Annotated in this window: 20 protein-coding genes; 7 read left to right on the top strand and 13 right to left on the bottom strand. The window is 69.2% G+C overall.

The window, feature by feature from the left end:
- Nucleotides 1–397: 397 nt before the first annotated feature.
- Nucleotides 398–778 carry a hypothetical protein gene (locus tag EUA94_RS21920; RefSeq protein ID WP_129429047.1) on the bottom strand — a complete coding sequence of 127 codons (381 nt, stop codon included), beginning with the start codon at nt 776–778 and terminating at the stop codon, nt 398–400.
- Between the two features lie 61 nt (nt 779–839).
- Between EUA94_RS21920 and EUA94_RS21915 the strand changes: the two genes are divergently transcribed.
- Together EUA94_RS21915 and EUA94_RS21910 are read left to right on the top strand one after the other, a co-directional pair.
- A complete protein-coding gene (locus tag EUA94_RS21915) occupies nt 840–2087 on the top strand; it encodes an MFS transporter (RefSeq protein ID WP_207210726.1) in 1248 nt (415 codons plus the stop codon).
- A gap of 105 nt (nt 2088–2192) precedes the next feature.
- Entirely contained in the window at nt 2193–3788 is a 1596-nt protein-coding gene (locus EUA94_RS21910) for a CHAP domain-containing protein (RefSeq protein ID WP_129429046.1), read from the top strand.
- Here the strand turns inward: EUA94_RS21910 and EUA94_RS21905 are convergent.
- A complete protein-coding gene (locus tag EUA94_RS21905) occupies nt 3785–4696 on the bottom strand; it encodes a glutaminase (RefSeq protein WP_207210724.1) in 912 nt (303 codons plus the stop codon). The genes EUA94_RS21910 and EUA94_RS21905 overlap by 4 nt on opposite strands.
- Nucleotides 4697–4742: 46 nt before the next feature.
- Between EUA94_RS21905 and EUA94_RS21900 the strand changes: the two genes are divergently transcribed.
- Both EUA94_RS21900 and EUA94_RS21895 read left to right on the top strand, forming a co-directional pair.
- Nucleotides 4743–5726 carry a hypothetical protein gene (locus tag EUA94_RS21900; protein ID WP_129429044.1) on the top strand — a complete coding sequence of 328 codons (984 nt, stop codon included), beginning with the start codon at nt 4743–4745 and terminating at the stop codon, nt 5724–5726.
- Nucleotides 5723–6091 (top strand): hypothetical protein, encoded by a 369-nt coding sequence (locus EUA94_RS21895; protein WP_129429043.1) that lies wholly within the window; start codon nt 5723–5725, stop codon nt 6089–6091. The genes EUA94_RS21900 and EUA94_RS21895 overlap by 4 nt, the downstream gene beginning before the upstream one ends.
- 431 nt (nt 6092–6522) lie before the next feature.
- Here the strand turns inward: EUA94_RS21895 and EUA94_RS21890 are convergent, their stop codons facing one another.
- The 3 genes from EUA94_RS21890 to EUA94_RS21880 form a co-directional block, all read right to left on the bottom strand.
- Nucleotides 6523–7074 (bottom strand): C40 family peptidase, encoded by a 552-nt coding sequence (locus EUA94_RS21890; protein WP_129429042.1) that lies wholly within the window; start codon nt 7072–7074, stop codon nt 6523–6525.
- Between the two features lie 77 nt (nt 7075–7151).
- Complete coding sequence (locus EUA94_RS21885) at nt 7152–8087, bottom strand: hypothetical protein (protein ID WP_129429041.1); 936 nt, start codon at nt 8085–8087, stop codon at nt 7152–7154.
- Between the two features lie 61 nt (nt 8088–8148).
- Entirely contained in the window at nt 8149–8592 is a 444-nt protein-coding gene (locus tag EUA94_RS21880; protein WP_129429040.1) for a hypothetical protein, read from the bottom strand.
- 88 nt (nt 8593–8680) lie between these two features.
- Between EUA94_RS21880 and EUA94_RS21875 the strand changes: the two genes are divergently transcribed.
- Genes EUA94_RS21875 through ctlX form a run of 3 tightly spaced genes read left to right on the top strand, consistent with a single transcriptional unit; the run spans nt 8681 to nt 11026 of the window.
- The gene (locus tag EUA94_RS21875; protein WP_129429039.1) at nt 8681–8884 is read left to right on the top strand and encodes a hypothetical protein; all 204 of its coding nucleotides are present in this window, start codon (nt 8681–8683) and stop codon (nt 8882–8884) included.
- Nucleotides 8885–8894: 10 nt separating this feature from the next.
- Nucleotides 8895–9995: a threonine aldolase family protein gene (locus EUA94_RS21870; protein WP_129429038.1), complete on the top strand. Its 1101-nt coding sequence runs from the start codon at nt 8895–8897 to the stop codon at nt 9993–9995.
- Entirely contained in the window at nt 9992–11026 is a 1035-nt protein-coding gene (gene ctlX / locus EUA94_RS21865; protein WP_129429037.1) for a citrulline utilization hydrolase CtlX, read from the top strand. The genes EUA94_RS21870 and ctlX overlap by 4 nt, the downstream gene beginning before the upstream one ends.
- Here the strand turns inward: ctlX and EUA94_RS21860 are convergent.
- From EUA94_RS21860 to EUA94_RS21825, 8 genes are all read right to left on the bottom strand, one after another.
- Nucleotides 11017–11808 (bottom strand): ceramidase domain-containing protein, encoded by a 792-nt coding sequence (locus EUA94_RS21860; protein WP_129429036.1) that lies wholly within the window; start codon nt 11806–11808, stop codon nt 11017–11019. The two genes, ctlX and EUA94_RS21860, sit on opposite strands and share 10 nt — an antisense overlap.
- 44 nt (nt 11809–11852) lie before the next feature.
- Entirely contained in the window at nt 11853–13868 is a 2016-nt protein-coding gene (locus tag EUA94_RS21855) for a PhoX family protein (protein WP_129429035.1), read from the bottom strand.
- A 93-nt stretch (nt 13869–13961) separates the two neighbouring features.
- Nucleotides 13962–15275 carry an endonuclease/exonuclease/phosphatase family protein gene (locus tag EUA94_RS21850; RefSeq protein WP_129429034.1) on the bottom strand — a complete coding sequence of 438 codons (1314 nt, stop codon included), beginning with the start codon at nt 15273–15275 and terminating at the stop codon, nt 13962–13964.
- 106 nt (nt 15276–15381) lie between these two features.
- Nucleotides 15382–16011 (bottom strand): hypothetical protein, encoded by a 630-nt coding sequence (locus tag EUA94_RS21845; RefSeq protein ID WP_129429033.1) that lies wholly within the window; start codon nt 16009–16011, stop codon nt 15382–15384.
- Between the two features lie 5 nt (nt 16012–16016).
- A complete protein-coding gene (locus tag EUA94_RS21840; protein WP_207210722.1) occupies nt 16017–17084 on the bottom strand; it encodes a M36 family metallopeptidase in 1068 nt (355 codons plus the stop codon).
- Nucleotides 17085–17154: 70 nt separating this feature from the next.
- Nucleotides 17155–17574, bottom strand: a complete 420-nt coding sequence (locus EUA94_RS21835; RefSeq protein ID WP_129429032.1) for an SgcJ/EcaC family oxidoreductase — start codon at nt 17572–17574, stop codon at nt 17155–17157.
- 113 nt (nt 17575–17687) lie between these two features.
- Nucleotides 17688–19103, bottom strand: a complete 1416-nt coding sequence (locus EUA94_RS21830) for an HNH endonuclease signature motif containing protein (protein ID WP_129429031.1) — start codon at nt 19101–19103, stop codon at nt 17688–17690.
- A 105-nt stretch (nt 19104–19208) separates the two neighbouring features.
- Entirely contained in the window at nt 19209–19493 is a 285-nt protein-coding gene (locus tag EUA94_RS21825) for a hypothetical protein (protein WP_129429030.1), read from the bottom strand.
- Between the last annotated feature and the right edge of the window lie 70 nt (nt 19494–19563).

Below are 19563 nucleotides of genomic sequence, written 5' to 3'. Positions count from 1 at the left end.
GTGGTCATCACGGCACCTTCCCCGCTGACACTCGTCAGCGCGTCAGGCCGGAAACACCGTTAAATCCACAGTCCCCCTGGCTGCCACGGGTTGACGGCCAAGAACCTGGGATGTCTGCCGCGATGAGTGCGTCCAGCCGGCTCCCTTCTGTTGTCAACCGGTTCGGCGTAGCGTCCTGTTCGCGGGTCCGGGAAGTAGCTGATCCGAAGTGTCGATGAGCGGGTGGTGCCGTGGTGCCGCAAGAAGGTGCGTCAGCATCCGTCGAACGGCCCAGTGGACCACTCGGTGGCGACGTACAACCCAGTGTCTGGGAGTGCGGCTCACGTCGGAGCGTCGGGAGGGCATGAGACCGTGATCAGTCACGCCTTCCAGATGCGCAGCGAGGGCCGGTTCGTGCTCAGGAGTTGCCGTCGAGCAGCCACGTGCCGCTGACGCGGCGGAGGCGATGGATCTCCGTGGTGTTGAACGCGCTGGTGGTCAGCTTGACCTTGGCCTTGTTGCCGTTCACGACGATCGTCCTGGCGCGGATGGTCCCGTAGCCGCCCATCTCCGCGACGGCCTCACTGAGGTCCTGAATCATCTCCGGGCAGGAAGCGTCGGCGTCGACCAGGCCGATCTCGACGAAGTCCGCCTTCGCCTCGGCCTCGGCCCGCTTCGTCAGGAGGGAGCACGCGGTGACGCCGTCACCGGCCTCGACCGCCGCCATGAACCTCTTCACAGCCAGGGCGGGCTTCTTGATCAGCGCCGACGACGTAGCGCACTCAGCCGATTGCGCCAAGGTGCATGCTCGCGTCAGCGCTTGCCGGCGATCCGGGCAGCCCGGCCCTAGACTCCCGGCCGTGACCGCGCGGGAGCCGATCTGGCGTGAGCCGGGCATGACGTCGCTGGTGCTGATGACGTTCGCCGGCTTCTCCGGGTTCGCGATGCTGTTCACCGTGGCGCCCCTGTGGGCGGTCGAGGGTGGGGCCACCACAGCCGGCGCCGGGCTCGTGAACGGCGTGCTCCTGCTCGTCACCGTGCTCACGCAGCTGCTTGTGCCGAGGGCGTTGCGACGCTTCGGTTGGGGTGCGGTGCTGGCATTCGGGCTTGTGCTGTTGGGCGCTCCGGGTGTCCTGTTGTCACTCAGCGACGGGCTGGGCGCGATCCTGGCGATCTCGGCCGCCCGCGGCGTGGGTTTCGGTGTCCTCACGGTCACCGGGAGCGCGGCGGTCGCCGCGCTGGTGAGCCCGGAGCGGCGCGGGGAGGCGATCGGGACGTACGGCCTCGCCATCGCGGTGCCGAACCTGGTCATCCTCCCGGCGGCACCGTGGTTGGCTGAGAGCGTCGGCTACGGCGTCACGTTCGTGCTGAGCGCCTTGCCGCTGGCCGGCATCCCGGCGGCGCTCAGGCTCGCCTCGACTTTGCACCTCAAGGTCCCTGATCTCCACCCCGGCGCCGGCGGGTCAGCCGGGCCGGGAGACGACGGAGCCGCCACCTATCGCCGACTGCTGCGGCCGATGCTGCTGCTGTTGGCCGTGACGCTGGCCGGGGGAGCGGTCATCACCTTCACGCCGCAGATGGTCGACGACGCCGCGATCGCAGCGGTGGGCCTCTTCGCCATGGGACTGTCGGCAGCCGTCGCCCGGTGGCGGATCGGGCTGCTCGCGGACCGGCGAGGCGCCCAGCCCTTCCTCGCGCCACTCGTCGTGCTGACGGCGGTGGCGATGGCCCTCGTCTCCTGGTCGGTGGCCAGCACCGGGCACACCCGCTCCGGGGCCTTCATGTGCGCGATGCTGCTGCTCGGCGTCTGCTACGGCGGCCTGCAGAACCTGACCCTGCTGATCTCCTTTGCCGCCGTCCATCGCCGTCACCACAACGTGGCGAGCGCGGTGTGGAACGTCGGCTTCGATGCAGGCACGGCTCTGGGGTCCGTGGCGGTCGGTGTGGTCGCCGAGCTGACGTCCTTCGCCACGGCTCTGCTGGTGGCCGGCGGGACCGCCGTGCTGACGCTTCCGCTTGCGGTGCACCGCATCCGGGGTGAGCAGACGAGCGCTGGCCGACGAATTACACAATTGTTCTTCACTCATCGGCGTGGCGGGCTTGACTAAACCCTCATACGATCACTCATCGTGCACCAACAGCCTCATGAGTCACACCCGTCACAACGCCCCCGTCCAGCCCTTGAAGGGCTCCAGCGCTGGGCGCGTCGTGGCGTGCGTACGACCAAGTTGTTGGTCGGGGTGTTCGTGCTTCTCGCGCTCGCGATGCCGAGCACCGTCGGCAAGTTCAGCCTCACCACGTCGACGTACCTGTGCACCGGCTACGCCGGCTGCCAGGCGGCCGGGTACGGGAACGCCGGTTATGGGCAGGCGTCGTCGAAGATGTACTGGCGGATGTACTCCGGGCACAACTGCACCAACTACGTCGCGTACCGCCTGATCCAGAACGGGATACCGGCCACCCGACCGTGGGAGGGCAACGGCAACGCCTCGAACTGGGGCGTGGCGATGGCCGGCATCACCGATCAGACCCCCACGGTCGGAGCGGTCGCCTGGTACAAGCCGCACGTCACTCCGGCGGGCTCGAACGGCCACGTCGCGTACGTCGAGCAGGTCATCTCCGACACCGAGATCATCGTCTCGGAGGACTACTGGGGCGGCGACTTCTACTGGCGGCGCATCACCAAGACCGGCGGCGGCTGGCCCTCGGGGTTCATCCACTTCAACGACCGCGTCGTCGCGCCGACGACCGCTCCGGCCATCGTGGGCACGCCTGCGGTCGGTGCGCCGCTCGAGGTGGCGACCGGCGCGTGGACCCCCACGCCCAGCAGCGTCACCGTCCAGTGGCTCGCCGACGGAGCCGCGATCCCGGGCGCCACTGCGCCCACGTACGTCCCGACGCCGGACGTGAAGGGCAAGCCCCTGACCGCCCAGGTGACGGCCCAGCTCGACGGCTACACCGCTGGCCAGGCGGTCCTCGCCACCGCGCCCGTTGCGCCCGGCGTGTTCCAGCCCGCGGAGGTGCCGGCGATCCAGGGTGTCGCGGAGGTCGGTCAGACGCTGACGCTCACGTCGTCGTCCTGGGCGCCGCAACCCGCCAAGGTCACGACCCAGTGGTACGCCGACGGAGCTGCGATTCCCGACGCCACCGGAGCGACCCTCGTGCTCACCCGCGACCACATCGACCGCATCATCAGCGCACGCGTCACGGCCAGCGCGAGCGGCTACCGGAAGTCGATCTCGACCCCGCCCGAGACCACCGCCGTCCTCGCCAAGCCCGTCGCGATCGTCAGCCCGTCCCGCGTGAAGGGCGCCCCTGAGGTGGGGACCCGACTCGTCGCCAAGGCCGGGACCGTCAAGCCCACGGACGCGACGGCGACGTACGCCTGGCTCAGGAACGGCCAGCCCATCGCCAAGGCCACGAACCCGACGTACACGGTCCGCCGGGCGGATCTCGGCAGCGCCCTGTCGCTCCAGGTCACCCTGACGCGGCGCCACTTCCGAGACACCACTGAGTCGGTGGCCGTCGCCCCGATCACGACGGTTCCCGAGGTGAAGGTGCGCACCGACGCCTCCCGCAAGCGCGTCGTGGTCGACATCCGCGTCAAGGCTCTGGGGGCGCGCAAGCCGGACGGTGCCATCACCGTCAGCATCGGGAAGCGCACGGTCGAGGCCCAGGTCGTCGCCGGGAGCGCGCGTGTCGTCGTACGCGGCGCCAAAGCCGGAACGCGGCCGGTGGTCGTGAGCTACGCGGGTACGGACTTCGTGCAGCCGGCAGTCGCGGAGTCGAGCGTCGACATCCCGCGCTAGAACACCGTCCAGTCCGAGTACGTCGTGAACGCGTCGAGCGCGGCGAGACCGGCAGCGGACGAGCCTGACGGCCCGAGCGCGGGACTCCAGACGCACGCCACGCCGCGGTCCGGGATGACGGCCAGGATCCCGCCGCCGACGCCGCTCTTGGCGGGCAGGCCGACGCGGTAGGCGAACTCGCCCGCGGAGTCATACGTGCCGCAGGTGAGCATCACGGCGTTGATCCGCTTCGCCTCGCGCGCGCTGAGCAGCTGGGAGCCGTCGGACAGGACGCCGTCGCGGGCGAGGAAGAGGCCGGCGAGGGCGAGCTCGCGGCAGGTCATCGACAGCGCGCACTGGGCGACGTACTGGTTGATGACCTCGTCCACGGACGTCTCGAGGTTGCCGTAGCTGGCGAGCAGATGCGCGACCGCGAACGTACGGTGCCCGGCCGCGAGCTCCGAGCGCGCCACGTCGAGGTCCATGTCGAGGTCGGCGCGGCCGCTCTCGCGCCGCATCAGGTCGCGAAGCGTGCCACTGGCGTCGCCGGTCATCGCGTGGAGCCGGTCGGTCACGACGAGGGCACCGGCGTTGATGAACGGGTTGCGCGGCCGTCCCGCCTCCTGGTCGAGCTGGAGGAAGGAGTTGAACGGGTTGCCGGAGGGCTCGCGGGAGACGCGCTTCCAGATCTCCTCGCCCTCGGCGGCGACCACCAACGCCAGGGTGAAGACCTTGCTGATGCTCTGCACCGAGAAGGGCACGTCGGCGTCGCCAATCACGTGGACCTGGCCGTCGACCGAGGCGATCGCCATGCCGAACTGGTGCGGGTCCACCGACGCCAGGCCGGGGATGTACTCCGCCAGCCGCCCGCGGCCGACCTCGGGCGCGGCGGCCTCCCGCGCGCGCAGCAGCGCGTCCTCGATCCTCACGAGCGCCATCCTCGCGCAACCGCCACCGCCGCGTAGCGTGTGGAGGGTGATGGGGGTCCGGATGCGCGTCGTGGGTCTGGCGGCGCTGCTGCTCGCGACCGGCTGCACCGCTGCTCCGGGTTCCTACGAACACGAGTTCAACACCAAGGGCTGCGGACCGGTGACGTACGCCGACGTGCGCGGCCAACCGCCGGCGTACGGAGCGGTGCAGCTCGCACGCTTTCCCAACGACCACGCAATGTGCGCCGGGCGCTGGGTGCCGGGCGCCGACGACTGGCTGGTGCCGCAGGGGATGACGATCGCGGACGGGACGGCGTACGTCGCGGGCTTCGACGGCACGCAGATGGGCAGGCACAGGCTCTGCACGATGCAGTCGATGGAGCTGAAGACGGGTGAGCCGATCACGTCGCGCTACCCGGTTCGCGGCCGGGTCGGGCCGCGCCTCCCGACGGACTGCCGGCACGGGGGAGGAGTCGTCGCGGACGAGCACGGCGTCTGGCTCGCCGAGACCCAGCGGCTGTGGCTCCTCGATCCCGACACCCTGAAGCCCACGCGCGGATGGGCGCTGGCGGAGCCGGTGCGTGGGTCGTTCGCGGTGTTCGGCAGGGACGGGCGGTTGGGGCTCGGGCGGTTCCGGGCGGAGAACCCCGCCCGGCTGTGGTGGTTCGACGTCGACGCCATGCTCGCCTCGTCGGCGTACGAGCTCGACGAGGGTGATGCGATGGACGCCGTGCGGATCCCGCCCGACACCCAGGGCGCGCTGTGGGCCGAGCTCGGCGGCGTCGGGCCGGGGCTGTGGCTCGCGCGGTCGAACACGACGTGTGGCGTGCTCGTCGGGCCGGACGGCCGGAGCCGGTCGTTCGTGCCGGGCGCCGAAGGGATGGCACTGACCGGGCCGAACCAGCTGTGGGTCGTCAGCGAGTCGGGGTCGCGGCTCTACCAGGAGAAGGGCCGGCCGATGACGCCGATGCTGGCGCGCTTCGACACCTCCGACATGAAGCGGTGGGCAGAGCCGAGGTGCGACCCGTGAGCTCCCTCGCCCGCCTCGGTGCCGCCGCCCTCGCCCTCGGTCTGTTCGCCGCCGCGATTTGGCTCGTCTGGTTCGGGTGGGACGACGTGCCGTACGACGTCTGGCAGGTGATCGGCTGCGGTCTCTTCATCTGCGTCGCCTCGGTCGCGGCGCGCGTCTGGGCCGGCAGGGGAGTGGTCGTCCTGGCGGGAGCGGCGACCGTCGGCTTCGCGATCCCGTGGGGCCTGTACGCCGCCTCGACCGACGACTCCGGTCTGTGGGTCGTCGGGTTGGTGCTGCTGCTCGCTGGCAGCTTCATCGGGTTGGTGGTGCTGCTGATGGTGGCCGGGGCCGTGCTGCGGCGTTCGCCGCACCAGGATGCCTAGCCGCCCGCAGCCCGAGCCATGAAGAATCCCGTTCGTGCACCGAGGATCATGGCCGCCTGTTCCGCGTTCCAAACAACGTCCGCTGGGACTGGTCCGGCCCCGCATGAGGGGCAATAGGCAGCAGACATACCGAACGTGTGCCCGCGTGGGCACGCGATGTACCCGGCGAGGAAAGTCCATCGCGACGAATGGATGGCGGAGGTCACTTCGGTTGCGACGGTCGTGCTCATGGGCACCCGTTGCAACTCAAGGTCCATCATCGCGTCGGCTTCGACCCAGAGAGGATCTTCGGGATGCTCTGGGTATAGCGCGGGAGGAGCGGTGGACGGGTGCTTCAGAGACCACGCTCGCTCGAATCGAGCACGCGCGTCTCTCCAGTGCTGACTCCCAGGCAGTTGCACGATGGCCCCTCTCGTCGATGTGGTGTCTGACTAGCCGAATCGGGGAGTCGCGAACCAGAATCCACCGATGGGTCGTTCCTGACTCAACACCTTGTCGGCCCAGTTGCCTTCGATGGTCACGAAGACACCGTTCCTCTTCCTGGCGACGACCATTCCCATGTGCACATCGCCCGTGCCGAACATGTCGCCGAACGACGGGTTGCTGACAAGGGCTCCGTGCGTGGCGGCCCAGTTGTACACGGAGCCGACATATGCGGGCTGCTTCCAAGGGGGGCGAGCGCCCGTGGTCTGCCAGTAGCACCACGAGACGAAGCAGGCGCACCACGGGATCGGGTCGCGGTAGCCGAACGGCTTGCAATAGCGCTCGAGAGGGACGCCGCGATTCGGCCCTCCTGACTCCGCCACACCTCGTTGGGAGAGACCGATCTGGACCATCCGTTGACCCACCGCTGATCCCGAAATCAGTTCACGGAGTGCGTCCGAAGGTTCGTCCTGCAGCGAATCGGCGACATCGACGACAACTTCATCGCCTGTCGGCGTGGGCGGGTCAGGGGGAACGTCGACTTCGGGATACATGTCCATGCGGATTCCGATCAGTGGTGCTCGTTGTGTTCAAAGCTGAATGCCCGGTGGTGAAGTACCTATTCGCCCGCTCAGGTTCACCCACCTTCTGGGTCATCGTCGTCGGTTGGCGTCTTATCGGAGACCCACGCCTCGATAGTCTGCGTACTCCAGAAGAGCACGAAGAGCACAAGGAGGAGGGCTTCCATGATCAGGATCAGCAGGGGCCTCACATCGCTCTTTCCCAGTGCGGCCGCGGCGGCGACGACGACGAACATCCCGATGGCAACCAGCGTGTACACGCGGTCGAACTTGCCGGCGCGTTTGCCGGTTTCGCCATCGAAATTGCGCATGGCGGTCAGCGAATTGTCCACGGGCGTGTCCTCAATCCCGTTGAGGAAACGGACCCCTGGTCCGGTGCGCAGGAGAGCGACGCAGCCGAGCAGCACGAACAGGCTGACGGCGGCGGGGCCGTGTGCATGTTCGGCCAGTGGGGTCCGAAACCTGAGGAAGCCGATCAGGCCCCCGACGAGCAGCAGGGGAGCGATCGCGTTGAGGATCCACTTGTACGGATCCCGAGTGTTCCAACGCGGCTTGACCAGCACCCGCTGGATCACGGTTCCCAGGATCCACACGGCGAGCAGGACGACGAGCAATGCGCCGATCGCGTACATGTTGAGGCGAGCGACGTCCGGGTCGTACTTTTCGAGTGACTTGCCGTTGTCGTCCTTCGGCCAGCAGGCCGCTCCCGCCACGATCAGGCCCAACCCGCCGGCGACATTGAGGAGGGTCTGCTCGGACTGGGTGTCGCCGCGGACCACGATCAGCAACGATCCGGCAGCGGCAAGACCGAGCACGAAGATCATTCTCGCGTCGGTGTACCAAGAATCAGAGATCGATGGGGGCGCCGAACCGTCGAACATCCGCACGGACAAGGGCGCGAGCAGGACCAGCACCGATGAAAAGATCAGCCCGACACGAAGTGCGAAGTAGGTCGCCTTGTACTCGCGTTCGTCGTATTTGAGAATGGCCATGTGCGGCTCGGTTCTGTCGGGTGAGCCATCAGCCTAGATCTGTCCGGCGGTGGTGTCAGGTTCAGTTTTCTCGAAGAAATCGCCGAACTAAGAAGATTGCGACGAGAAGCAGCGTAGCTAAATACGCCGCGAGTTTGATGATGGCGATTCCGCGAAGGAGTTGAAGGTGATCGCCGCCGCTGAGAACTCGTTCCAAGAGGACGTTCTCGGCGACGTCTAGTGCCGCTGGAATGAGGGGAAGTAGCGCGACAACGTGCTTGCCCAAGACGGCGACTGTCAACACGACGAAGAGTCCGATGAACACGAAGTCGAGCATCAGTCCGATCCGGACGGATTCCGTTCCGCCAGCGGCACGCACACTGATTGCGAACTGATCGGCGTTTCCGGCACGCACCACGTGCGGCTGATCGCGCAGGCCCGCGCACAAGAGCGCGGCAAAGCCAAGGTAGAGCCACGGCATCAGAAGAACGCCCAATTGCGTCCAGATCTGCGTCCTGCGGGACATCCGAACATTGTTTTCGGTCGACCTCCGACAACGCAACCCCCGCATGCGGGCGTAACGCGTCCAACGGGAGGCATGGCAGGATCGCGGCATGGCTGCTTGGGCACATCTGGAGATCACCGTCGACGACCAGGGCAACGTGGAGGTCGGCGGCTACAACGCCGATCCCGAGGCGCTCGTCGCGGACACCGAGTCGTGGGAGGACCTGTTGACGTCCCTCGGCATGAACGGCTGGGAGCTGGTCCAGGTGATGCCGGGCGTGGAGACCACGTACTGGTTCAAGCGCTCAGTGTGAGAGCCGCCTGATGAACGAGCTCCTCGAGCGCTTCCGCGCGGCCCAGGTCACCGCGGAGTCGATCTTCTGGCGCCCGGTGTCGTCGCCGGCGGAGATGTTCCGCGACCTCGCGGCGTACGCCGAGGAGCACGACGTCGCGTGGGACCGCTACGGCGAGCGTGGCGCGGTCGAGCAGCTGGAGGGCGAGGTCGCCGAGCTGCTCGGCAAGCCCGCGGCCGTGATGTTCCCCAGTGGGGTGATGGCCCAGCAGGCGACGCTGCGCGCGTGGTGCGACCGCTCGGGCTCGCGCCGGGTCGCACTGCCCGACCTGTCGCACCTGGTCCACCACGAGCAGGACGGGCCGCGGCGCGTGATGGGGCTCGAGCTCGAGTGGCTGACCACCGGCCGCGAGACCCCCACCGCCGATGCGCTCGCCAAGATCGGCGGCCGGCTCGGTGCCGCGATGGTCGAGCTGCCGCTGCGCGACGCCGGGTGCCTGCTGCCGACCTGGGACGAGCTCGTCGAGCTGTCCGCGGCGGCCCGCGAGCGCGGCGTACCGCTGCATGCCGACGGCGCCCGGATCTGGGAGTCGGTGCCGCACTGGGACAAGACCCTGGCGGAGGCGGCCGACCTCTTCGACTCGATGTACGTCTCGCTCTACAAGGGCCTCGGCGGCTCCAGCGGCGCGCTCGTCGTGTGCCCCGAGGACCTCGCCGGTGAGCTGCGCTCGTGGCGCCAGCGGATGGGCGGCACGATCTTCTCGATGACGACCGCCGCGGTCGGCGGGCTGATGGGGCTGCGCGAGCACCTGACGAAGTTCGGGGACTACCGCGCGTGGGCCATCGACCTGGCGGCCGCGCTCCACGGGCACGGCATCCGCACCTTCCCCGAGTCACCGCACATCGCGACCTTCCTGGCGTACGCCCCGGGCACCGCTGACGAGGTCAACGAGCGCGTCGTCGCCTTCACCGAGGAGCGTGGGATCGCGCCGTCCGGCCTGTGGCGCGACAGCGACGTGCCGGGCTGGGTCGAGACCGAGCTGACCTGCTACGACACGGCGATCGCGCACGACCCGGCGGAGGTGGCAGCGCTGATGGCCGAGGCCCTCGGTCCCGCTAACCTCCTCCCGTGAGTGCCCAGGCCCCTTCCGCAGTCATCCTCGTCCGCGCGACCAGCTTCGTCCCCAATCCGGCGACCGCCGCGGACAATGCCTTCCAGGCCCAGCCCCCCGAGGGGCAGACCGAGTTCACGACGTCGGAGAAGGCGCTGGCCGAGATGGACGGCCTCGCCGCCGCCCTGCGCGAGGTCGGCGTACGCGTGCACGTGTTCGACGACGACGACCACACCCGCCCCGACAGCGTCTTCCCCAACAACTGGCTCTCCACCCACGCCGGCGGCACCGTCGCGGTCTACCCGATGTACGCCTCCAACCGCCGCCACGAGCGCCGCCACGACGTGCTCGAGATGCTCAAGTCGGAGTACCGCGTCCAGGCGATCGTCGACTACTCCGGCCTCGAGCCGGACGGCATCTTCCTCGAGGGCACGGGCGCGATGGTGCTCGACCACGTCTCCCGCGTCGCGTACACCGCGCGCAGCCACCGCGCCGACGTCGCCGTGCTCGAGCGGTTCTGCACGGACTTCAACTACGAGCCGATGGCCTTCGACGCCGTCGACTCCGACGGCGTGCCGGTCTACCACACCAACGTCATCGCCTGTGTCGGCACCGACGTCGCGATGATTGCCCTCGAGATGATCCCCGACGAGACGCGTCGCGAGCAGGTGCGCGAGCGGCTCGCCGTCACCGGCCGCACAGTCGTCGAGCTCACCGAGCAGCAGATCCGCGAGTTCGCCGGCAACGCCGTCGAGCTCTGCGGGCGTACGTCGACGGGCAAGCGCCGCTACGTGATGGCCATGTCGGCCCGGGCGAAGGCGTCGCTGCGGCCCGAGCAGATCGCCGCGATCGAGGAGTCGTGCGAGATCGTCGCCGTCGAGATCCCGACGATCGAGCTCGCCGGCGGCTCGGTGCGCTGCATGATCGCGGGCGTGCACCTCGACCGCCGCGCCCCGCTCGAGGAGGCCGAGCTCACCGAGGCCGTCGGGGCGATCAACGAGGACAACCCGATCACCCCCGACGGCCGCTACGTGGCGAAGGACTACGCCTGAGCGGTGCGCCGCTCGGACTCGTAGAACCGGAAGAGGAAGTAGGCCGCCACGGCACACAGCAGGTGCCAGGCGGCGTGGCCCTGCAGCAGTGACGACGGGTCGCACCAGCCGGCATTGCTGAGCAGCCAGATCGTGAAGGCGACGAGCATCGCGGCCAGCGCGACGACGCCGTACGTGACGGTCCGCGCCGACTCGCCGCGACGCCAGAGCAGAACCTCCAGCACCACCGCGGTGATCAGGAGCGCGGCGAACGCGAGGTTGCCGGCGTAGTGCACCACCGGCACGGGGTCCGGCCAGAGGCCGACCAGCTCGCACGCGGCGATGCCGGCGACGTACGCCGTGATGAGCGCGGCGGTCCCGCGCCGGGCCCAGCGGGTCCACGCCCAGGCCGCGGCGAAGCTCGCGACGAGGTACATGCTCAGCATGTCGAGGTGGCCGCCCCACTCGCTCTGGGTGGCGTGCATCGCGGCCGACCCGGGGCCCAGGAGCGTGACGATGCATGCGAAGAAGGTCGCGACCGTCGGCGTGACCACGCCGTCCGCCGGGAGCCGCCCCGCGCGCACCGCGACCAGCAGGCCCGCGACGACGAAACCGGCGTTGGAGAGGGTGTTGGCCGGCTGACGGATGAAGCCGTCGCGGGCCGCCTCGCAGAAGTTCGCTCCGCGACCGACGTCCGGGCCGAGCCAGCCCTGGCCGATCGCGACCGTCAGGAGCGCGATCGACGCGAGGGCGACGGTGCCAGTGATCGCGACGGGGCCGGTGATCGCGACGGGCCTGGTCATGGGTCGATCAGACCACGCCCGCCGCGATCACGCGGCGTCGTACGTCAGCTGTGCGTCACCTGCACGACGCTCGGGCGGGGACCGGCGAACTGGCCGGCCGCCGGCGTGCTGCCGCCAGGCACGTAGTCGGGGAAGCGTGACTGCGGCGCGGCGTACGAGCCGTCCTCGCCCGGGTGCTGGACGGCGACGAACACCGAGCCCTCGAGGTCGTGGATGACCGGACCGCAGGTCTCGGCTCCGGCCGGGACCGCCAGGAACTGCTGGACGCGACCACGCTCGGGGCCCTCCACCGGCACCTTGAACAGTCCGTCGTTCAGGCCGATCGAGGACGGCTGACCGTCGGTCGAGATCCACAGGTTGCCCTCGCTGTCGAACGCGACGTTGTCCGGGCAGGAGATCGGGGACACCGGACCGGTGTACCCGCCGAAGTAGGTTCCGGCACCCGGGGAACCGCAGATGAGGATGAGGTTCCAGCTGAAGGTGTCCACCGTGTGGTTGCCGTCGGTCGGGATCATCTCCACGACGTGGCCGTCCTTGTTGGCCGGTCGCGGGTTCGGCTCGTCGACCTGCAGGGCGGTGCGGCTCGTGTTGTTGGTGCAGGCGACGTAGATGCGGCCGCTGTGCAGGCTGGGCTCGACGTCCTCGGGGCGGTCCATCTTGGTGGGCTTGACGGCGTCGGCCGCAAGACGCGTGTAGATGAGCACCTGCTCGGTCGTGAAGCCCGGCACCACGGACACGCCACCCCTGGTCAGCGGGATCCACTCGCCCGTACCGTCGCTGACGCCGTCCGCGAGACCGTCACCGGTGAAGCGGGCCACCGACAGGTCGCCGTTGCTCAGGAGCTGGAGGTTGTGTGCGCGTGCCTTGGGGCTGTTGCCGGGGCGCATGGTGTCGCGGGAGACGAATCGGTAGACGTAGTCGAATCGCTCGTCGTCACCCATGTACGCCACGACGTGCCCGTCACTGTTGACGATGACGTTGGCGCCCTCGTGCTTGAAGCGGCCCATGGCGGTGTGCTTGACGGGAGTCGACGTCGGGTCGGTCGGGTCGACCTCGACGATCCAGCCGAACCGGTTCGGCTCGTTCTTGTAGTCCGCGGTCGTGGCGTCCCACCGCGGGTCGACCGAACGCCAGTTGCGCCCGTCGCCGCCGGCTCCCAGGCCGTAGCGGCCCTCGGGCGTCGTCGACGCACCACCGGTCGCCTTGAAGTACTGGTTGAAGTTCTCCTCGCCCGACAGCACGGTGCCCCACGGTGTCGTGCCACCGGCGCAGTTGTTCATCGTGCCGCGCACGCTGCGCCCGGTCGGGTCGGCCTTGGTCATGAGCAGCGGCGATCCGGCCGCGGGCCCGTCGACGGTGAAGAGCGTGTCGAGGGTGATCCGTCGGTTGAGACGGGCACCCGGGACGTACGTCCACACGTCCCCGCGCTTGCGGCGGGTGAGCTCGACGACGGACATCCCGTGGGCGGCCCATACTGTGCGGATGAGGGTCTCCGCCGGGGTTCCGACAGGGAACATGATGTTCTCGTTGGTGTACTCGTGGTTGCACACGAGCAGCGCGCTGGTGCCGGCGCGGCTGGTCTCGATGATGTCGAGGTAGTCGTTGTTGTAGCCGAACTGGGCGGCCTGCGCCTCGGGCGTCTGGTTGGCCGGGTCGAAGGCCGGGGCGCCGGGGAGGATCGGGTCGCCCCACCGAAGGATCGCGTCCCAGCGGTAGCCGACGGGGACGCGCATCGCGTCGAGTGTCCGGGCCGGCGGATCGATGGGGGTGAACGGCAGCTGACGAGGCCTGCCGGGAGCGGCGCCTCCCGGCACGGCGGCGGCAGGGCTCGTCGTCGACATGGCCGCGAGGGCGGCGACCGTGACGCCGGTGCCGACCACCGAGCGGCGGCTCAGTGCCGTGGCGGCGACGTCACGGAAGTACGACGTCTCCGTGGTGTTGGGGGCGGCGACCGAGCACGCGTCGCCGCAGCGCAGGTGGCAGGTGACCGCACTGCGGTTGCCGTGGGTCTTGCCGGCCATGGGGAGCAGGGTGCGGATCGGGCTGGGGGGAACGGACATGGGGCGGCTCCGGATTCGAGGTCGAGGGTCTGTCTCGACTCTCGTCACCCGGTTCGCCCGCCGAGGGACCGGCAGGTGGACGCCGGGTGAACGTCAGCGGACGTCCAGCCACACCATGCGGTGGTCGCTCGTCGGGAACGGGTAGACCCCGACCAGGCGGGTGAAGAGCGGGTCGCTGGACGGGAGCCAGAAGACACCGGAGCCGAGGATGTCGAACCGCTCGCTGGGCAGCACGTAGTCGGCGCGCAGGTTGCCCGGGTTCTTCTGGTCGGTGGGCTTGGTCTGCAGCGCGTCGGCGAAGTCGGCGGTGTCCTCGGCGTCCGGACCGATCTGCGGGACGTTCTCGCCGCCGTCGCGCTCCGCGGCCTCGACCGCGCCCGTCGACGTGGGGTGCGGGTCCTGGATGCGTGGGTGGTCGAGCAGCTGCCAGATGGCGCGGTCGGTGGAGTCGCCGTCGTACGGGTCGGCGTTCTGGTCGCCGGCGATCACGAAGTCCTGGCCGCGGCCGAGCCCGCCGGTCTCGCCTGCGTCGTCATAGATGTACGCCGCGCCTCGACCGCCGGCGACGTAGTCGGCCCAGAAGCGGATCTCGTCGTGGTTGCGCGTGCCGTTGCGGTCCTCGGTGCCGTCGAAGGTGGGCGGGGTCGGGTGCGAGACGAGGAAGTGCACGGGCTTGCGGCCGGGCACCTTGATCGGGACGTCCCAGTGCGACTTCGACGAGAGCCGGAAGACGTCGAGCTCGGCGGGGGAGTACCAGTCCGACTCCGCCGGCGTGGCCGGGTCGTCGGGCAGCAGCGCGCCCGGCATGTCCTTCCAGAGGAAGTGCTGGAACGTGCGGACCTCGTCGGTGGCGATCGGGTACTTGGAGTAGACGACCATCCCGTACTGGCCGGGAAAGTGCCCGAAGCCGAACGAGTCGTCGCCACCGGCCGGCGTGCCCGGGGCACCGACGACGCCGTTGTTGTTGAGGTCGAAGCCCGTCGCGACGCCGGTGTTGGCCGGCGCGACGTAGTAGTACGGGTAGTCGACCGGCGCCACGCCGTGGTGCGCGACCTCGAGGTAGTTGTCGCGGAACAGCTCGGCCGCGCGGCCGCCCTCGACGTAGTCGAACTCGTTGACCAGCAGAACGTCGGGATTCACGCGCTGGATCGTCTCGGCGATGGCCGCTGCCTGGGCGTTGTCCGGCGTCGACAGGTCACGGACCAGGTCGCCGGCGGTCAGGCGGTTGAGCGAGGCGTTGAACGTCGCGAAGCGGAGCTCGGCCTGCTGGGCCTTCTGGCTCGTCGCGCTCTGCGGCGCGGGGTCGTACGCCGACGCGGACGAGGTGAGCGCCGGGGCGCTGAAGCCTGCGGCGGCGAGGGCCGCGGCGGCGGCGGCGAGGGACAGGCGGGTGCGCCGAGCGTGCATGGTGGAGCCTTCCGAGAGGGTGCATGCCAACCTATGACGGGTCGTCGGGGTCGTGGAAGGTGCGGGTAGGTGCACGACAGGTGAACGTCCGCGGACGCTGCCCGGGCTAGGGGTGGTAGAGCCTGGGGCTGGTCCGACGATCGGATGGTTGCTCCAGAGCGGGGGCGTACGCGTCGTCCTCCCACACCGCGTCGGCGCGCGGGTCGTCGGGGGAGGCGTCGTAGTGCATGGTGGCCGCCCTCACCTGCGCCTCGATCCAGCGCGGTTCGCCCAGGCAGCTGCGCGGCACGGTCATGGTCACCGTGTCGGTGTCGAAGTCGATGGCCACGGTGCCGGCGTCGGCGCCGGTGCAGCGCGCCGTGCCGTCCCGGTAGACATCGATGCTGCTGTCGCCGCGATAGGTGAGCGCAGACGCCTGGGTCGGAAGGCCGGATCCGGTGCTGTCCGTCCGCAGGGAGGCAGTCAGGTCGAGGTACTGCTGCGGGCGCAGGTCCTCGAACACGACCTCGACGGTGAGCGCGTCCGAGCCGTGGTCGACGGTTGTCTCGAGGATGTCGGTGATCGTGTTCTCCGGAGCCGTCACGACGGTCGCCCGGTCCTTCCCGAGTCCACCGACCACGACATCACCCGACGCGTCGGACACAGAGCTGCTGGTGACGACCTCCCGCGGGGTGCGCGCCGTACAACCGGCGAGCCCCACGACGAGGACGAGGACGAACAGCGAGCGCAGTCTCACCTCCGTCAGAGGGTGAACTCGATCTTGCGGTCGGCGAACTTCTTTCGCACGAGGTCGGCCGCGGCCTGGCCGTCGCGGAGCTTCGCGACCAGGTACGTCGCCTTGGCGGCTGCCTGCCAGGTCGTGTCGGGGTCGTATTCGAACTGGGACACAATCAAGGTGGTGTCCCAGTCCCGGGTGCTCTTGCCCAGCGCCTCGTAGCCGCCGCGGATCTCCCACAGCGCCTGGCTCCAGATCTGGCCGTCGGCATGGATGGCGTTGTAGCGCGTCGCGACGGTGCGGTTGGTGTCGAAGCGTCGGATGCAGTGCGGGGCGGACGTGTACGAGGCGGCGTCCCAGTCCATGGGGCAGGCCTGCGCGGCGGCGACTGGCCAGTCGTAGCGGTCGGCCGCGGCCAGTCCGACCGAGACGGCGAAGTAGTCACCAAAGGACTCGCCGATCGCGCCGGCGTCCAGGCCCTCGCCGAATCCTTCGACCTGGTCGTCGTGGATGGCGTGGCCGTACTCGTGCACGATCACCTCGGCGTCCTCGGCGTCGTCGACCCCGCCCTTGCCGAGCCTGATGTAGTCGTGCTTGCTCCACATGTACGAGTTGTCGAGGCCGTACTGCCCGATGCGCACGTCGTACGGCCGCTCGAGGATCGCGGGGAGTCCGTGCCCAAAGCCCAGGGACTGGAGGTACTCCTGCGCCTCGTTGACCCAGAAGTAGCCCATCGTCTGCTCGAACTGGTCCTGGTCCCGGTTGAAGAGGAACGCGTTGCTCGTCGAGTACGCCGGCGTGCCCGTGCTGGTGCGCACGTTGGCCCACGCGCCGGAGAGGTGGCCCGAGCCGTCGAGGTTCCGCAGCTCGACGGTGGCGTACGCCGACTCGGGCACGGCGCCTGCCGAGTCCTTGTCGTCGACCAGGGTCTGGGTCCCGGAGGACTGGATCGGGTTGACCATGAAGATCCGGGCCGTGCCGGTGCTCGAGCCACTGCCCGGCTTCGCAGCGATGGCGGGGTTGGCGGCGACACTGCCGGCCACCAGGGCAGCAGCGGCGAGTCCAGTGACGAGGGCGAGCGGCTTGGTGATCACGTTTCGACCATAACCGGCAGATCGGATTCGACGATAGGCCCGCAGGGGCGGGGCGCGGCTGCGCGCGGCGTCACTGCGACTCGGCGCCGAACACCGGCCGCGCCGCCGCGTCGACGGCCTCGGCCGCCGTGTTCTGGCAGGCAGTGAGGAGCCACCGGCCGTCCTCCTTCGCCATCACCCACAGGGGAGTGCCGACGTCGGTCCCGTCGGATGTCCGATAGACCTGTGTCACCTTCACCGCGGCGACGTCGGGTCGGATGAACAGCACGTGCTCCAGCTCGAACTCGACCGACAGGCCCTTCATCCCTCCGGGCAGCACGCTGCGAGTGAACGCCGCGATCTGGTCGAGGCCGAAGAGCCGCTTGCCACCGCCCGTCGTCCAGATCGCGTCCTCCCGGAACAGCTCGAGGAACTCGTCCGGAAGCTCGTTGTTCTGGGAGTGCTCGACCACGGCGACGACTCGTCTGATGGCCTCGATCTCAGCGTCCATGCGTGGACGCTAGAACTTCCAGTGCACGTGAGGGCAAGCGTTCTGCGGCACCGCTTCAGTCCTGACACGCCTGTTGCCCCGCCATTCAACGAGTGGCGGGGTGTGGGGCGGGGTCAATGTCGTTCGGGTGGCTCGGGTTCGTCGACCCGGGCGGTGCCGGTCCGATCTCGTCGGTAGCGGTGGCCGTGGGGGCTCGTCCACTCGAAGATCCCGGGCTCGACCATGCGGTAGGTCCAGGCGGAGTGGGTCTTGAGTCGGTGGTGGTAGCGACAGAGCGCTGCGAGGTTCGAGGTCGTTGTCGGGCCGGGTTGTGGTCTGCCTTCGGCTTCTGCGTCGTGGTCGAACTCGACGATGTGGTCGACGTCGCAGCGCCGGGCTGGTCGGGTGCACCAGGGGAACACGCAGGTCCGGTCGCGCAGAATGGTCTGCTCGCGGATCCGGTCGGGGATCTCGTACGCCGGTGTCGACAGCTCAACGTTGAGGTCGATCACCGGCTTGATCGTCACCTTGGTGCGCGAGTCACCGCACCAGCCCATGACCTGGTCGAGGAGGACCAGCCTTTGGCCGTTCTCCATCCGGCCGGTCGGACCGAAGACCGTCTGCTCGCCCACGACTGAGGCGTCGAAGTGGGCGTGGACGACGACCTCGCGGGCGGCCGGGAGGTGGTCGGGTCTCGATACGCCGGCTCGTTCCTCACCGGCTACTCGACCACCAGCAGCGAACAGGTCCAGTGCAGTCTGGGTACGGGCGAGGTCGCCGAGGGCCTTCGCGCGGCGTACGTCCAACGACTCGGTCGAGCCCAGGGCCTTCTGCGCGGCGGCGTTGTGGCTCAGGGCCTGGTCGAGGTCGAGGGCGTCGGCGATGTCGAGGTCGGCCTCGACATGCAGGGTCCCGGCGTAGTGGACGTCCTCCTTGTTGACCGTGACGTGGCGTGGGTCGACGGAGAAATAGCCGTCCTCCGGATCGGCAGCCGGATCCGGTGTGGCGAGCTCGAACCGCTTGATGGTCTCCGCGACCAGCCGGTCGAGCTGCGCGGTGCCGATCTTCCCGGCGACGGCCGCGACCTGGGAGTCGATCCACTGGGCGGCGTCCATCGTCAGTGCGGGTGAGGTGTGGATGGTGGCTTCGGCGACGAGTCGGGCACGCCACGACGGGACCCGGCCGGACTGGACCTGAGTCCACAGTCGGGGGAGGCGGTGGCGGAGCTCAAGGGCGTGGCCGATGAGCTTCTTCGCCGCCGTGGACGAGATGCCGAGGACGGCGCCGAGCTCGGCGACACAGAACTCCGCCACCAGCGGACAGCCCTCGCCAGCGATCGGCTCCTCGCCCTCGCAGCCGGGAACGGTGAACGCGGCAGCGGAGTGGATCGACTCGGGCGGGTGGAGGTCGGCCCAGCGGGCAGCGACCCCGAGGAGCTCGGCGGCCGCCTGGTCCTCGGCGGCCTTGCGGTCACGGGCCAGCGCGAGCAGGCCGGCGGCCGAGAGGTCGTCCCCGACCCTCTCCTCCACCTGCTCCAGCGGCTCGATCATGTGTTCTATTGTAGGTGATGCTACCGACAGTGGGATTGTCGTCCACAGACCACATTTCGGCAAGGAACAGCGTGGTTCCGAGGCTCGCTGCGTGACCGAGGGAGATCAGAGCCAGGTGCCGCGGTACTTCGAGTCCACGGAAGCAATGTGGCCGCCCCGTCCGGGCGCGCCGTAGGCCTCGCTCTCGCGGTGGGGCTGGGGAGCGACAAGTGCATAAGTCACGGCGGTGGCGACGACGAGGAAGACGAGGTCGCACGACAGCGTCAGCAGGATGATCGTGCGGTCGCCGGACGGCACGGTCACCAGCAGCGAGGCGGCGACGACCACGACCGAGGCGAGGGCGTACAACTTCCACACGCGACCTGGGTGCGCCGACGGCCGGCTGCTCACTGGTGCACCATCCTCTTGTCGGTAGTTCCAGATGGGCTGCCGATGCACCCCTGGTCCCCACCGGACCACC

The sequence above is a fragment of the Nocardioides zhouii genome, assembly GCF_004137345.1.
In the GTDB taxonomy this organism is placed as follows: domain Bacteria; phylum Actinomycetota; class Actinomycetes; order Propionibacteriales; family Nocardioidaceae; genus Nocardioides; species Nocardioides zhouii.
Note: the sequence above shows the minus strand (reverse complement) of the source record. Positions and strands in the feature narration are given on the sequence as shown.